Origin of the sequence: Bacteroides caecigallinarum, from assembly GCF_021531075.1 — a bacterium.
In the GTDB taxonomy this organism is placed as follows: Bacteria; Bacteroidota; Bacteroidia; order Bacteroidales; family Bacteroidaceae; genus Phocaeicola; species Phocaeicola caecigallinarum_B.
Genome location: NZ_JADYTJ010000010.1, coordinates 16,520 through 32,471, shown reverse-complemented (window position 1 = coordinate 32,471; position 15,952 = coordinate 16,520). Strand labels below are relative to the sequence as shown.

The 15,952-nt window shown below is 41.8% G+C and carries 15 protein-coding genes; 9 read left to right on the top strand and 6 right to left on the bottom strand.

The window, feature by feature from the left end; translation table 11 throughout:
- Positions 1–30 precede the first annotated feature (30 nt).
- Both I6E11_RS04630 and trxA read left to right on the top strand, forming a co-directional pair.
- Positions 31–270 (top strand): hypothetical protein, encoded by a 240-nt coding sequence (locus tag I6E11_RS04630; protein ID WP_235336658.1) that lies wholly within the window; start codon positions 31–33, stop codon positions 268–270.
- Positions 271–315: 45 nt separating this feature from the next.
- Positions 316–675, top strand: a complete 360-nt coding sequence (gene trxA / locus I6E11_RS04625) for a thioredoxin (protein WP_235336656.1) — start codon at positions 316–318, stop codon at positions 673–675.
- A gap of 134 nt (positions 676–809) precedes the next feature.
- Here the strand turns inward: trxA and I6E11_RS04620 are convergent, their stop codons facing one another.
- The 3 genes from I6E11_RS04620 to I6E11_RS04610 are packed head-to-tail and all read right to left on the bottom strand — an operon-like array spanning position 810 to position 3,755.
- Positions 810–1,961, bottom strand: coding sequence for a cytochrome d ubiquinol oxidase subunit II (locus I6E11_RS04620; RefSeq protein WP_235336655.1), 1,152 nt, complete (start codon positions 1,959–1,961; stop codon positions 810–812).
- A 37-nt stretch (positions 1,962–1,998) separates the two neighbouring features.
- Positions 1,999–3,501 (bottom strand): cytochrome ubiquinol oxidase subunit I, encoded by a 1,503-nt coding sequence (locus I6E11_RS04615; protein ID WP_235336654.1) that lies wholly within the window; start codon positions 3,499–3,501, stop codon positions 1,999–2,001.
- A 32-nt stretch (positions 3,502–3,533) separates the two neighbouring features.
- Positions 3,534–3,755 carry a DUF4492 domain-containing protein gene (locus I6E11_RS04610; protein WP_235336653.1) on the bottom strand — a complete coding sequence of 74 codons (222 nt, stop codon included), beginning with the start codon at positions 3,753–3,755 and terminating at the stop codon, positions 3,534–3,536.
- 164 nt (positions 3,756–3,919) lie between these two features.
- Here I6E11_RS04610 and I6E11_RS04605 point away from each other — a divergent pair, with 164 nt between their 5' ends.
- From I6E11_RS04605 to I6E11_RS04580, 6 genes are all read left to right on the top strand, one after another.
- Entirely contained in the window at positions 3,920–5,263 is a 1,344-nt protein-coding gene (locus I6E11_RS04605) for a TolC family protein (RefSeq protein WP_235336651.1), read from the top strand.
- A 50-nt stretch (positions 5,264–5,313) separates the two neighbouring features.
- On the top strand, positions 5,314–6,528 hold the full coding sequence (locus tag I6E11_RS04600; RefSeq protein ID WP_235336650.1) for an efflux RND transporter periplasmic adaptor subunit: 1,215 nt from the start codon (positions 5,314–5,316) through the stop codon (positions 6,526–6,528).
- A gap of 14 nt (positions 6,529–6,542) precedes the next feature.
- Positions 6,543–7,289: an ABC transporter ATP-binding protein gene (locus I6E11_RS04595; protein WP_235336649.1), complete on the top strand. Its 747-nt coding sequence runs from the start codon at positions 6,543–6,545 to the stop codon at positions 7,287–7,289.
- A gap of 25 nt (positions 7,290–7,314) precedes the next feature.
- The gene (locus tag I6E11_RS04590) at positions 7,315–8,535 is read left to right on the top strand and encodes an ABC transporter permease (RefSeq protein WP_235336648.1); all 1,221 of its coding nucleotides are present in this window, start codon (positions 7,315–7,317) and stop codon (positions 8,533–8,535) included.
- 228 nt (positions 8,536–8,763) lie between these two features.
- On the top strand, positions 8,764–9,813 hold the full coding sequence (locus I6E11_RS04585) for a sensor histidine kinase (protein ID WP_235336647.1): 1,050 nt from the start codon (positions 8,764–8,766) through the stop codon (positions 9,811–9,813).
- A 25-nt stretch (positions 9,814–9,838) separates the two neighbouring features.
- Positions 9,839–10,567: a LytR/AlgR family response regulator transcription factor gene (locus tag I6E11_RS04580; protein ID WP_235336646.1), complete on the top strand. Its 729-nt coding sequence runs from the start codon at positions 9,839–9,841 to the stop codon at positions 10,565–10,567.
- Positions 10,568–10,782: 215 nt separating this feature from the next.
- Here the strand turns inward: I6E11_RS04580 and I6E11_RS04575 are convergent, their stop codons facing one another.
- Genes I6E11_RS04575 through I6E11_RS04565 form a run of 3 tightly spaced genes read right to left on the bottom strand, consistent with a single transcriptional unit; the run spans position 10,783 to position 13,519 of the window.
- On the bottom strand, positions 10,783–11,247 hold the full coding sequence (locus I6E11_RS04575; RefSeq protein ID WP_235336645.1) for a C-GCAxxG-C-C family protein: 465 nt from the start codon (positions 11,245–11,247) through the stop codon (positions 10,783–10,785).
- 4 nt (positions 11,248–11,251) lie between these two features.
- Entirely contained in the window at positions 11,252–12,211 is a 960-nt protein-coding gene (locus I6E11_RS04570; RefSeq protein WP_235336644.1) for a D-2-hydroxyacid dehydrogenase, read from the bottom strand.
- Positions 12,212–12,244: 33 nt separating this feature from the next.
- Positions 12,245–13,519: a replication-associated recombination protein A gene (locus tag I6E11_RS04565; protein ID WP_235336643.1), complete on the bottom strand. Its 1,275-nt coding sequence runs from the start codon at positions 13,517–13,519 to the stop codon at positions 12,245–12,247.
- A 676-nt stretch (positions 13,520–14,195) separates the two neighbouring features.
- Here I6E11_RS04565 and I6E11_RS04560 point away from each other — a divergent pair.
- Positions 14,196–15,935 carry a glutamine--tRNA ligase/YqeY domain fusion protein gene (locus I6E11_RS04560; RefSeq protein ID WP_235336642.1) on the top strand — a complete coding sequence of 580 codons (1,740 nt, stop codon included), beginning with the start codon at positions 14,196–14,198 and terminating at the stop codon, positions 15,933–15,935.
- The last annotated feature ends 17 nt before the right edge of the window (positions 15,936–15,952 follow it).

Genomic DNA, 15,952 nt, shown 5'->3' with positions numbered 1-15,952 from the left:
TTGCATCAGAAACAATAAACAATTACTACCATGAACGAATTATTAAGAAACTGGGACATACTAAGATTAATAAGACTTCTGTCCGGAGCCGGATTCGCGATATACGGTATTTACTCCGGTGACCAATTTCTCACAACTCTTGGATTGCTGCTGGCATTCATGGCTGTCATAAACTGGTCGTGCTGTTGCTCTGGAGGCGAATGCGGAACAAGCCAAAAGACGAAATCTATATATAAGGATATGGTAAAGACATACGATCCTAACAAATAAAGAAGTATAAATAATGAAGTAATAACACATAAATAATGATTGATTATGAAAGCAAAACATCTGACTAAAGAAGAATTCCTGAATAAAGTAGCCAACTATGAAGCTAACCCTAACGAATGGAAGTTCCTGGGTGAGCGCCCCGCGCTGATAGACTTCTATGCCACATGGTGCGGACCTTGCAAGATGCTGGCTCCTGTGCTGGATGAACTGGCTGAGGAATACGACGGAAAGATAGATATCTACAAGATAGATGTTGACCAGGAAGAAGAACTGGCAGGACTGTTTGCAATACGCAGTGTACCTACATTGCTCTTCGTTCCTATGACAGGTGCCCCACAGATGGCTCAGGGTGCAATGCCGAAGCCAACATTGAAGGATGCTATACAGAAAGTGCTTCTAGGATAAGACTTTTTAACACAAAACGAAATGTGATTTACCAAAACGAAATGTGATATTCCTAAAACAAAATGTGCCGGAAACAGCTATAAGGAAAAGCTGCTGTCCGGCACATTCTGTTATATGTTTCTCTGAATCAAGTATCAATATGCATGATCGTCATTCTTTATCTCATCTGCAGTAATCGATTTACGGTCGATTGCACGCCATGCATAGAAGATATACGCCAATACGAAAGGAACAAGAATAGAAACATATGCCATAGTCTTCAGAGTGAACAGACTGGAACAGCTGTTTGATATAGTAAGTGAACTCTGCATATCTGTCAGTGAAGGATAGTAGGCTGTATTGTTATATCCTACAACAAGCAATAAAGCAAGAACTGTCAACACTGTGCCTACGCCTGAAAACCATATACCTTTCTTGTATGTTGAAACCAATATACTCTTGCCCAAGCCATACAATACGCAAACCACACCTATCAGGAACAGAACAAGAAGATATGGCATATCAACAAAATTGTTGAAATATTTGTACGGCTCCATCACTATCGCCTGAGTTTCCGGATTCACGGCAAATCCGTCTTTCAGCAATGTGCGTATAACGTATGCCAGGAAGAACAGAAGGAAAGGCACTGCATCAGAAACCAACTGTCGGCGGCAGCAGGTATTTATCGCTTCATTATCTATATTATTGATGAAATACATCCCTCCAAGAAGTCTTGCCAGGAAAAATACAGCCATACCGAGCACTAGATTCCACGGTTCAGCAAAGGCGTCAAGCCCGTGCCATCCGTTGGACCACGAACTGATGACAGGCATACCTAGTTCAGTAAGATTATCCTTAGTCACCTCGAAGTTTGAACCATAAAAGAATGTAGAAACAGCCATACCGAGAAGCAGAGGTCCCATAACACCGTTCAGCATAAGGAAGTATCTGTATGTACGCTGACCAAGCAGATTGCCCAGTTTGGACTGAAACTCGTACGACACTGCCTGAAGCACAAAAGTGAATAGTATTATCATCCACAGCCAGTATGCTCCGCCGAAACTTGTGCTGTAGAACAACGGGAAGGACGCGAAGAATGCTCCTCCGAAGGTTACAAGAGTAGTAAACGTGAATTCCCACTTTCTGCCTGTTGAGTTTACAAGCATCTTTCTCTCTTCTTCGGTCTGTCCTATACGGTAAATCAAAGAATTTCCTCCCTGCACGAATAGCAGGAACACCAGTAATGCACCAAGCAGTGATACTATAAACCACCAATAGTGCTGTAAGAATATATATGTAGATTCCATATCGAATGTAAGTAATATTTATCAAAAGAATATAATGTTATTTCTCCTCCGGACCGTGTTTAATAGCCTTGAGCATTATTCCTATCTCTGCTATCAGAAGTACAGTGAACATGATGAGGAATATGAAGAAAGTGGTCTGCACAGAGCCGGTTTCAAGTCTTGATATTGCAGCGTCCACAGGCAGCATATCCTGAATGGTCCACGGCTGACGTCCAACTTCTGCCACAATCCATCCAGCCTGACTGGCGATATATGCCAGAGGAATACTACACACTCCCAGCCACAAAAGCCAGTTGTGATAATCCACATTGCAGGTTTTCTTCCATGTCAGGAACAGAAGAACGGCAAACAGAACAATGAAATACATTCCCAAACCTACCATCACGCGGAATGACCAGAACATAAGATCGACGTTTGGCACCAGCGTGGATGTGTCCTTAATGTAACCGTAACCGAAATATGGCATATTCTCGTCTAGAACTTTCAGTGATTTCTCCATAGCAGCTGAATCGCCTTCTTTTTTAGCTTTTCTGTAATCCGCCAACGCCTTGATTGCCGTCTTTCCACGTTCTACCTTTTCATCCACAGAAAGCGCTTTGGAACCATCAGCCAGCTCATATCCTCCTTTCATTATATCATTTATACCGGGAACAAATCCGTCTGTACTGTGTGTGGCAAGAACGGAAAGCATCTCAGGTATCTCAACCGGACCTACCACAGTGAGAGGAGCATGCGAGCTTCCGTCATAAAGCGCTTCCATTGACGCCAGTTTCATAGGCTGTACCTGTGCCACCTGATATGCCGACTGGTCACCGGTTGCAGCCGTAACAATCGACGCAAACAAACCTACGGCTGAAGCTACCTTTATGCTTGCCTTGGCAAACTCTTTTTCGCGTTTCTTTATCAGATACCAACAGCTTACTCCTACCACAAACACAGCTCCTAAAATCCAACTGCTTATAACTGTATGGAAGAATTTCACTACTGCTACAGGCGAAAATGCCACGGACATGAAATCTACCATCTCATTACGCATGGTATCAGGATTGAACTCCATGCCTACTGGATATTGCATCCACGAGTTGGCGACCAATATCCACCATGCCGAAATCGTCGCTCCAAGTCCGGTAAGCCATGTGGATGCAAGGTGGAAACGGCGGCTCACCTTCTCCCATCCGAAGAACATAACTGCAATGAATGTAGCCTCCATAAAGAATGCCAGAATTCCTTCAATGGCCAACGGAGCACCGAATATATCGCCCACAAACCACGAATAATTACTCCAGTTGGTTCCAAACTGGAACTCAAGAATAAGCCCCGTAGCAACACCTACAGCAAAATTTATTCCGAAAAGTTTCATCCAGAACTTGGCCGTACGTTTCCAGAACTCATTCCCTGTACGGTAATAAACAGTTTCCATTGTTCCCATTATCACGGCAAGACCGAGTGTAAGAGGTACAAACAGCCAGTGATACATGGCCGTCAGAGCAAACTGTGCCCTCGACCAGTCAATCAAAGAAGTGTCAATAGCTTCAATCATAAAATAAAGTTTTATTAAGTTAGTTTGATTAGTTATTTAGTATCAGAATCCGATGCCCGTATAATCAGTTCATTGCCTACATAATTCTGTTTTTCTTCAGTTGTCTTATCTTTAAGGAAAGAAGGGAAAAAGAACAGTTTTATAATAAAGAACATAACAAATAGTTTCACCAGAATTATAAGCCAAAGTATACGTCCTGTAGTCATCGACTTGAATCCGTCTACATAAAATCTATAAATTCCAATTATATTCATAATTAACAAGTGTATATTTTTATAATGATTACAAAGTAAATGATTTATCGTGAAAAACCAAGGTTTTGTCCATACATTTCTTTGCCAAATCTATCTTTTTTGACTATGTGTTATATAAGGAATAATTTTGCCTCAGAAAAGAAATAGAGATAACAGTAAACAATATGAGACAAAGAGATTTATTCATTATCGCAGTTTTAGGTTCAAGCACAGGACTTTACGCACAGGACAACAAGACGTGGAGTCTGCAGGACTGCATTGACTATGCTCTGGAGAAAAACATACAGCTGCAGCAGAACAAGCTCTCGCTAGAGGAAGCTGATGTAGATGTGAAAAGCGCTAAGGCATCGCTGTTCCCAAGCCTGTCTTTCTCTACGGGACATAATCTGGTAAACCGTCCGTATCAGGAAAACAGTGCAACCGTGAGCGGTACAGAAATTATCACAAGTAACAGCAATAACACTTACAACGGAAGCTACAACCTGAGCGCTCAATGGACTTTGTGGAACGGCGGACAGCGACTGAACAACATTAAGCAGCAGAAAACAAACAAGGAAATAGCTGGTCTGTCTGTAGCAGAAACCGAAAACATGTTGCAGGAAGAAATCACAAAACTTTTCGTACAAATTCTTTATGCCAACGAATCTGTAGAGATTAATAAAAACACACTTGAAGTGAGTGAGGCTACATACAAACGCGCCGTTGAACTTTTCAATGAAGGAAGCCTGTCAAAATCTGACGTAGCACAACTTCAGGCTCAGGCTAGCAATGACAAATATCAGTTGGTAACAGCTGAAAGTTCACTGAGGAACTACAAGCTCCAGCTGAAACAGTTGCTTGAACTGGACGGCACTACGGAAATGATTCTAGACCTTCCGGAACTGAACGATGAAGATGTTATGGCCGCTCTGCCAAACCAGATAGATGTCTACAACACAGCCTTGACTTCAAGACCGGAAATACAAAGCAGTAAGTTGAGCATAGACAATGCAAAGCTGGGTATAAAAACCGCAAAAGCTGGATATCTGCCTACCATCAGTCTATCAGCCTCAACATCAAGTATGACAAACAATGCCAGCACAAACAACTGGGCTGAGCAGATGAAATATGGATGGAACAATATGATAGGTATAAACCTTAGCATTCCTATTTTCAACAACAGACAGACAAAAAGCGCCGTACAGAAAGCACAGATCACTTACAGTTCATCACAACTGGATTTGATAAACAAACAAAAGGAACTGTATTCAACCATAGAAACCCTTTGGCTTGACGCCCTGAACGCACAGCAACAATATGAGGCTGCAAACAGCAAACTTGAAAGTTGCCAGACCAGTTTCGACATGGTGAACGAACAGTTTAACTTAGGCATAAAAAACACTGTTGAACTGCTCACAGAGAAGAACAATCTGCTTAGCGCACAACAACAGCGTGTACAGGCCAAATATATGGCTATTCTCGACAGAGCATTACTTGATTTCTATGCGGGAAATGAAATTAAACTTTAAACAAAGGGAAACAACTTTATTATAAAGAACAAACGGTAAAATAACTAGATATGAACAAGAAAAAAGTTTTCATCAGCGCAGCTGCCATAATAGTACTTGCAGGAGCAGGACTGTGGATATTCGGTGGAAAAAAATCAAACCAGACTATAAGTTTTGCCACTTCGGCAGTACATAAGGGAACAATAAGTAATTCCATTACAGCTACTGGTACTATAGAACCGGTAACAGAAGTAGAAGTCGGTACCCAAGTATCAGGTATCATCGACAAGATTTATGTTGACTACAACTCAGTGGTTAAAGCGGGAGAAGTAATAGCCGAAATGGACCGTGTGACGCTTATAAGCGATCTTCAGTCGGCGCAAGCTACATACGACGGTGCAGAAGCAGAATATATGTATCAGGAGAAACTTTACGAGAGAAACAAGACTCTGCACGAAAAACAACTTATCAGCGACACCGAATACGAACAGTACGAATACAACTACCGCCGTGCAAAAAGTACATACGACCAAAGCAAGGCAGCACTGGCTAAAGCACAGAGAAATCTGTCGTACACCACCATCACATCGCCTATAGACGGTGTAGTGACAAGCCGCGAAGTGGAAGCCGGACAGACTGTGGCTTCAGGTTTCGAGACTCCGACCCTATTCACTATCGCAGCCGACCTGACAAAGATGCAGGTAGTGGCAGATGTGGACGAAGCAGATATAGCCGGAGTAAAAGACAGTGCAAGAGTTACATTTACTGTAGACGCCTATCCGAATGATGTGTTCGAAGGAAGAGTAAAACAGATTCGTCTGGGAAGTACCAACAGTACAAGTTCGTCTACCAGCTCTACATCTGAAACCGTCGTGACATACGAGGTAGTAATCACAGCCGATAATCCTGATTTGAAACTGAAACCAAGACTTACAGCCAACGTAACAATCTTTACAGATACACGCGAAAATGTTCTTGTAGTACCGAACAAGGCTCTCCGATTTATACCTGACAAGAAACTGGCAGGAGGAAAAGTCATAAAGGACTGCAACTCTCAAAAGAAAGTATGGACAATGGACGCGACATCAATTATTGCACACCCTGTCAAGACCGGTATGAGCGACGGTTCAAACACTGAAATAGTTTCGGGCATCAGCGAAGGAACTGAAATCATAACAGAAACAATAGTAAAAGGTGAAATGCCGGAAATGAGCGAAGAAGGAGGCGAACAAAATCCATTCATGCCGGGACCTCCAGACAGAAACAAGAAAAAACAATCTAAGTAAAAGGATTAATCACCATGAGCAAGACAGTAATCGAATTACAGAACATAAAACGAAACTTCCGTGTGGGAGACGAAACGGTACATGCGCTCAGGGGAGTATCATTCAGCATAAACGAGGGCGAGTTTGTCACTATCATGGGAACATCAGGCTCGGGTAAATCAACTTTGCTGAACACACTTGGATGTCTGGACACACCTACAAGCGGCGAATATCTTCTGGACGGAGTATCGGTAAGGACAATGAGCAAACCGCAAAGGGCTGTACTGAGAAACAGAAAAATAGGTTTCGTATTCCAGAACTACAATCTTCTGCCTAAAACCACTGCGGTGGAAAACGTAGAATTGCCACTGATGTACAATCCGTCAGTTTCTGCCGCTGAAAGACGCAGAAGAGCCATAGAGGCACTGATGGCAGTGGGATTGGGAGACAGACTGGAGCACAAGTCGAACCAGATGTCAGGAGGACAGATGCAGCGTGTGGCTATAGCCAGAGCACTGGTAAACAACCCTGCTGTAATCCTGGCAGACGAGGCTACAGGTAACCTTGATACACGCACATCGTTTGAGATACTTGTACTCTTCCAGAAACTACACGCCGAAGGAAGAACTATAATATTCGTTACACACAATCCTGAACTGGCAATGTACAGTAGTCGCAACATTCGCCTGCGTGACGGACATGTGATAGAAGATACCGTAAACAACAATATCCTCTCGGCAGCCGAAGCTCTTGCAGCTCTGCCAAAGAACGATGAAGACTGATACGGAATAATAAAACATTTTTACAATGAACGGAACAAATCTTTTTAAAATAGCTATCAGAGCACTGTCCAACAACAAGCTGAGAGCATTCCTTACGATGCTTGGAATCATAATAGGTGTGGCATCGGTGATAGCCATGCTGGCAATAGGACAAGGCTCGAAACGAAGCATCCAGAAACAAATCTCGGAGATGGGTTCTAACATGATTATGATACATCCGGGAGGCGAAATGCGAGGAGGAGTAAGACAGGACCCGTCGTCTATGCAGACTCTGAAACTTGAAAACTACGAAACACTTAGAGATGAATGTGTGTATCTTTCGGACATCAGTCCAAACGTATCTGCCAGCGGACAACTCATATCAGGGGCCAACAACTATCCTTCGTCTGTTAGCGGTGTAAGTATAGGATACCTCAACATCAGACAGCTGAAAATAGAACAGGGCGAGATGTTTACAGAAGAAGACATCCGCACCGCAGCAAAAGTCTGTGTTATCGGAACTACAATTGTTGATAACCTCTTTCCTGACGGTGCCGACCCGATAGGCAAAGTAATCCGATGCAATCAGGTTCCACTAAGGGTTATAGGTGTGCTTGAATCGAAAGGCTACAACTCAATGGGTATGGACCAGGACGATGTAGTACTGGCACCCTACTCTACCGTAATGAAACGACTACTCGCCCAAACATATCTAGGAGGTATCTTCGCTTCGGCATTGACAGAAGACATGACCGAAGAAGCAGTTGACGAAATAACAAATATACTGCGCCGCGAACATAAACTGAAAGAAACCGATGACGATGATTTCACAATCAGAACACAGCAGGAGCTCAGTTCCATGCTTAACACTACAACAGACCTTATGACTACTCTTTTGGCATGCATTGCAGGAATATCACTTGTTGTTGGAGGAATCGGTATCATGAACATCATGTATGTATCAGTGACAGAACGTACCAGAGAAATCGGTCTGCGTATGTCTGTAGGAGCAAGAGGAATAGATATCCTGTCACAGTTCCTTATAGAATCTGTACTGATAAGTATCACCGGAGGATTGATAGGTGTGATACTTGGGTGTGGAGCCTCATATATAATCAAGACTGTCGCCCACTGGCCAGTTTTCGTCCAGCCCTGGAGCGTACTCCTTTCGTTTGCAGTATGTACCTTCACCGGAGTATTCTTCGGATGGTATCCTGCCAAGAAAGCTGCCTGTCTTGACCCTATAGAAGCATTGAGATACGAATAAACGGATACAACTTCATTCTATAAATCAGGAACTACTTTGTTCTTCATAACTTTGGTTTCCTTTTCAGCAGTGCTGACGGTTCTCTCTGTGAGGTACCGCAGCGCTGCTTTGAAAGTATCAAAATACACAGATGAAAACACATTCCAATCAGCAATAGGCTTCTAAGTTTGCAATACTTATAACATTCCATTATATTTGTAAGTACACAATATAAAATCATTCAAACCTATGACTCATACAAACCGTAACAACAGATTGCTGGAAATATCCATACACGTATTCTGCTGGATATTGTTTTTCGGTTTTCCGATAATAATGACGCAAAGTGATAACGGAAGCATAGACTGGAAAGCTTTTATGCGGTTCATTATAGTCCCGGCATCACTGTTTGCAATATTTTATGTAAATTATTTTCTGTTAATTCCGAAACTACTTTTCAATGAACATAAGAAAAAGTTTCTGGCAGTAAATGCTGTTCTGACCATATTTATGTCGCTTACCATCAGATGGTGGAACGACATGCATGTTCCTGCTCCACCACCTGATATGTTCAGACATACCCCACCATCACAGATAGTTTTTATGATAAGGGATGCCGCAAGCATGATTTTCTCTGCAGGACTAAGTGTGGCCATCAGGCTAAGCATAAGATGGAACGAAACAGAACTGGCAAGACGCGAGGCAGTGAAAAGCATGACAGAAGCCGAACTTAAAAACCTGAGGAACCAACTCAACCCACATTTTCTGCTAAACACTCTGAACAATATTTACGCCCTGGTGGCTATTGACACAGACAAGGCGCAACAAGCCATACAGGAACTAAGCAAACTGTTGAGATATGTACTATATGACAATCAGTCAATGTACGTCCCACTGAAAAAAGAAACAGACTTCATCAGAAACTATATAGAACTGATGAGAATACGAGTATCCGAAGATGTAAATATAGAAACCAACTTCCGGGTAAAAGACAACAGCCAGACTCCGGTTGCTCCACTTATCTTCATATCTCTGATAGAAAATGCATTTAAACATGGAATATCACCCACAGGCCAAAGCTTCATAAAGATAACAATAGAGGAGAATGAAGACAACATTGTCTGCACGATACAGAACAGTAATCACCCCAAATCGACAGCAGACAAAAGCGGCTCCGGAATAGGTCTGGAACAAGTGAGCAAAAGACTAGAACTGCTGTATCCCGACCGCCATGAATGGAAATGCTGGCTTAGCGATAACGGCAACGTTTACAATTCGTGTATCAAACTGAAATTATAATAAAAACATATCACACAATATAACTATGACTATAAAGTGCGCAATAATAGACGATGAACCACTGGCTTTAGGATTGATAGCCGGCTACGTAAAAAAAACACCGTCGCTAGAACTATGCGGTACATATTCCAGTGCAGTACAAGCCATGAACGAACTGCCTAACAATCCCGTTGATCTTCTGTTTCTTGATATACAAATGCCGGATCTGAACGGACTGGAATTCTCTAAAATGGTTCCGGAAAAAACAAGGATAGTATTCACTACAGCTTTCGAACAATATGCCATCGACGGATACAGGGCAAATGCGCTCGACTATCTGCTGAAACCTATCAGTTATGCCGATTTCAGTGAAGCTGTAGGCAAAGCCGTAGAATGGTTTAATCTGAAACTAAAAGCCGAAAGCGAAAAGCCAAGTTTTCAACCGGAAAATCCAGAATATATTTATGTGAAAAGTGATTATAAGTTAATACAAATAGAATTGGACAAAATACTGTACATAGAAGGACTGAAAGATTACGTTAAGATATATACAGAAGATAACCCTCGTCCCATATTGTCACTTATAAGCATGAAATCATTGGAAGAAAGGCTTCCTGTTGAACGTTTTTTACGTGTTCACCGTTCTTTCATAGTACAAAAGTCAAAAATAAAAATAATAGACAAAGGACGAATAGTTTTCGGTAAAGAATACATTCCAATATCCGAAACTTACAAAATAATGTTGCAGGATTATGTTAATAAACACATTATATAATAAATAAGTTTCATTTTCAACTTTTTTATTTGTAACCAGGGAAAAAAGCTATTATTTTTTTGTTTTTGTTAATAAAAAACATATATTTGCAAGTGAATAAAGAACGGAAGTTGTGAAACTTCTCATTTAAATAGTTTAGTTAAGTCTAGTTTAGTTTTTGTGTTGTGATACTCCTGACAATAGCGATTGACAGGAGTATCTTTTTTTGTATATCTTTATCCTTTCACACCATAAATATAATCAGCCCATATTCGAGCCGCAGTCTCAACCATCTTTACACATGGACGTTTTGCATAATACGCACTGGTACGGGCTTCGGGTGTAGAAACTATAGGTTCTTTCTTAGATAGTCCCAATAAATCAGAGCAGCGCAATGATCCGTTCACAGTCTTGAATTTTTCAGCCAATTCCTGTACCAAAGCATATGTTGCACCCTTACTTTCACGGTCGGAACCTACTGTGGCACTCTTTTCCAGACCGGCAAGCATAAACATTCCGCAGGCAGCTCCACAAGTTTCACGCATGCGACCTATACCTCCACCAAATGCAGATGACATCTTCAGGGCCTGCTCTGTAGTAAATCCGTACATATCGGCAAAAGCTGCCACTACCGACTGCGAACAGTTATATCCTTCCTTGAAAAGCGCAACTGCCTTTTCTATTCTTTCCTCTTTTGTCATATTCTCACACTGCTACATTGTTAATAATTTTTCCTTCAATAAAGCTTTTCAGATTCATTACAGTCTGATTCATCAGTCTGGTGCGTGCCTCGTAAGTTGCCCATGCTATGTGTGGCGTAATGAAACAATTGTCTAACCCCAAAAGCGGATTATTCTCCATAGGAGGTTCATTCACCATTACATCAAGCCCTGCAGCCTTGATACGGTGTGACTTCAGAGCCTCAGCCAAATCATTTTCGTTCACCAGTCCGCCACGTCCGGTATTTATCAGTATGGCCGATTCCTTCATCAATGAAAGATGGTGGGCATTTACTATCTCCGCAGTCTTGTCATTTAACGGACAATGAAGGCTCACTATATCGGAATTACTGAATATCTCTTCTACTGAAGTAGCCTTATTCACACCTTCTGGCAAGGCCGACTGAAGTTTGCTGGTATATGCCAAAACTTCCATTCCGAAAGCTTTTGCGATACGCGCTGTGGCCGAGCCTGTGTTTCCTAACCCGATGATACCAATTCTCTTGCCGTAAAGTTCCATAAGAGGCCTGTTGGTGTATGAGAAATCCGCCTGTCTGCTCCACACTCCTGCATGTGCTTCTTGAGCATAGCATCCTACACTGTGAGTTATATTTAGAATGTGTGCGAATACCATCTGAGCAACAGACTCGGTGCTGTAGGCAGGTATGTTTGTAACAACTATGCCAAGTTCTTTTGCAACTGTGATGTCAACTACATTATATCCTGTGGCAAGCACTCCAACATACTTTAGTTTCGGCATATTGCGCAATGCCGATGCATTAATTACGGTCTTATTTGTCAATACAGCTTCAGCATCGGCTGCTCGTCCCAGTAATTGTTCTGGCAATGTCCTGTCGTATACCTTCAGAGTGCCTAATTTTTCCAGTTCACTCCATGATAAATCTCCTGGATTCATTGTAAATCCATCCAATACTACTATATTCATATCACTTATAGCATAATAAAAAATTATTACATATTAATCTTTAAATCTATTGCCCCACAACTGTATCATCCTTTCGCTTAATTTGGACTCCGAAGGATTGTTCTGAGGATGCCATATTCTGGTATCTTTCAGTTCGTCGGGCATAAACTGCTGTTCCACGAAATTTCCCTTATAGGCATGGGCATACTTATAGTCCTTTCCATAGCCAAGCTGTTTCATAAGTTTGGTAGGAGCATTCCTGAGATGCAACGGTACTGGGAGGTTTCCAGTCTGACGGACCAGTTCTATAGCAGAGTTAATGCCTTCATATGCTGAATTGCTCTTCGGACTTGTGGCAAGATACACTGTAGCCTCAGCAAGAGGGATTCTTCCTTCCGGCCATCCTATCTTCATCACGGCATCGAACGCAGCATTTGCCAGAAGAAGGGCATTAGGATTGGCCAATCCGATATCTTCTGAAGCCGAAATAACAAGTCGTCTGGCAATAAACGCCGGGTCCTCACCTCCTTCCACCATACGTGCAAGCCAATAGAGGGCACCGTCAGGGTCGCTTCCGCGTATGGACTTGATGAATGCAGATATTATGTCGTAATGCATCTCGCCCTCCTTGTCGTATGCAAGAGGGTTCTGCTGAAGACGTTCTACTACCTTCTCATCTGTTATTTCTACAGGAGTATCACTGTCTGCCTCTACTACAAGCTCCAAAATGTTAAGTAGTTTTCGTGCATCACCTCCGGAATATCTAAGCATGGCATCAGTTTCCTTAAACACCACATTCCTCTCTTTAAGAATACTGTCACGCTCTACTGCCTTATGAAGCAACTCCAGCAAATCCTCCTTTTCCAGCGATTTCAGAACATACAGCTGGCAGCGCGACAGTAACGGACGTATGACCTCGAAAGACGGGTTTTCAGTAGTAGCACCTATAAGCGTTACCACCCCTTTCTCTACAGCACCGAGCAGGGAATCCTGCTGAGACTTGCTGAAACGATGGATTTCATCTATAAAAAGTATCGGACTCTGCTGAGAGAAAAAACGGTTAGAACTCGCCTTTTCTATAACATCGCGAACATCCTTCACGCCGGAGGTCACCGCACTGAGAGTATAAAAAGGAACTTCCAACCTATTGGCTATAATTTGTGCCAAAGTGGTTTTTCCTACTCCAGGAGGCCCCCATAATATAAAGGAAGATATGCGTCCGGAATCTATCATCTTACGTAGGACAGCCCCCTGTCCTACCAGATGCTTCTGACCAATATAATCATCCAAAGTTCTGGGACGCAAACGTTCTGCTAGTGGTTTAGACATATTACTATTATTTTATTAATAATTTGCTACAAAAGTACACATTTTGCAGTAATTCTGACAGGTTATAGCATAAAAAAAAGGCCCTTTTCACAAAGAGCCTTTTTCAAGTTTTCAATAGGTATTAGTTTTTTTTTCTTAAGGTAAAAAGATTGTTTTCAGGATAACGTCACAAAGATGGGGTGATTTTTTGGATTGACCAAATAAAAAAAGATGTCATAAAACATATTTTGCAATTTTATTGCTTATTCAGTGCAAATCCAAGGCACTCGACCCTCATTTTTGTTCATTGCCAAATATACACACTATTTATGGATATACCAAAACTTGTTATATTAATTTTAAGCTTTATATATAATTATTCTATAAAAGAATCTTTAGGTGATATTTTTAAAGTAAGCAGTGAGAAAAACATGAAATTACAGTTCATTATCTATATATACAATCTTTATTTATGTAAATACAACTTGTATTTATAAAAACATAATGTGTATTTATATAAATATAAGTTGTATTTAGAGAATATGAAAAGACAAAATGAACTTTCCGGACAGGCATCTTTAAGAAAACAAGATAGCACAAGTCAAGAAAGATAATAAGCACAGCTGAATTAAAAAACAATTAAACATACAATATAAAAAGAAATGATTATTTTTGCACATTATTATTAATAAGGAATATGACTGAAATAAAAGCTACTGAAAGTTCAGAAAAGAAAAGCCTGAACTTCATCGAACAAATCGTAGAGAAAGACTTAAATGAAGGAAAGAACGACGGCAGAATACAGACACGTTTCCCGCCTGAACCAAACGGATATCTTCACATAGGACACGCCAAAGCCATCTGCATGGACTTTGGAATTGCTAAGAAATACGGAGGTGTATGTAACCTTCGTTTTGATGACACAAATCCTACTAAGGAAGATGTGGAATATGTAGAGGCTATCAAGGAAGACATTCAGTGGTTGGGATTCCAATGGGGCAACGAATATTACGCTTCAGACTACTTCCAGCAATTATGGGACTTCGCAATCCAACTGATAAAAGAAGGTAAAGCATATATTGACGAACAGTCATCTGAAGAAATAGCAGCACAGAAAGGCACTCCTACTCAACCGGGTACAAACAGCCCATACCGCGATCGTCCTATCGAAGAAAATCTTGACCTGTTCATGAAGATGAACAGTGGCGAGATAGAAGAAGGAAAGATGGTTCTGCGTGCTAAAATCGACATGGCAAATCCAAATATGCACTTCCGCGACCCTATCATATACCGTGTGGTTAAAACTCCACACCATCGTACAGGCGACAAGTGGAAAGCATATCCTATGTATGACTTCGCTCACGGACAGAGCGACTACTTCGAAGGTGTGACTCACTCACTATGTACACTGGAATTCGTTGTACACCGTCCGCTTTACGACCTGTTCGTTGACTGGGTGAAAGAAGGCAAAGACCTTGAAGACCACCGTCCACGTCAGTATGAGTTCAACAAGCTGAACTTGAGCTACACTCTTATGAGTAAGCGTAACCTTTTGACTTTGGTTAAAGAAGGGCTCGTAAACGGATGGGACGACCCACGTATGCCGACTATCTGCGGTTTCCGCCGTCGTGGTTACTCGCCAGAGTCTATCAGAAACTTCGTTGATAAAATCGGATATACCACATATGATGCATTGAACGATTTCGCACTGCTTGAAAGTGCAGTACGCGAGGACTTGAACGCTCGCTCTACACGTGTTTCTGCAGTTATCAACCCTGTGAAACTGATTATCACAAACTATCCTGAAGGCAAGGTGGAAGAAATGGAAGCCATCAACAATCCTGAAGATCCTAACTCAGGAACTCACATTATTGAGTTCAGCCGCGAACTGTGGATGGAACGCGAAGACTTCATGGAAGATGCTCCTAAGAAGTATTTCCGCATGACTCCGGGACAGGAAGTTCGATTAAAAAATGCTTACATCGTGAAATGTACAGGATGCAAGAAAGATGAGAACGGAAACATCACAGAGGTATATGCAGAATATGATCCTAACACAAAAAGCGGAATGCCTGAAGCTAACCGTAAGGTAAAAGGAACCCTGCACTGGGTAAGCTGTAATCACTGTCTGAAAGCAGAAGTACGTCTGTACGACCGCCTTTGGAAAGTGGAAAACCCACGTGATGAAATGGCTGCCATCCGCGAAGCAAAGAACTGCTCACCTCTAGAAGCAATGCAGGAAATGATTAATCCAAACTCTCTGACAGTGCTGAACGAATGCTATGTTGAGAAGTTCCTGGCAGACGCAAAACCATTGGATTATCTGCAGTTCCAACGTATCGGTTATTTCAATGTGGATAAGGACTCTACTCCTGAACACTTGGTATTCAACAGAACTGTGTCACTGAAAGATACTTGGAGCAAGATCAACAAGTAATCGTCAGTTGAAATAAA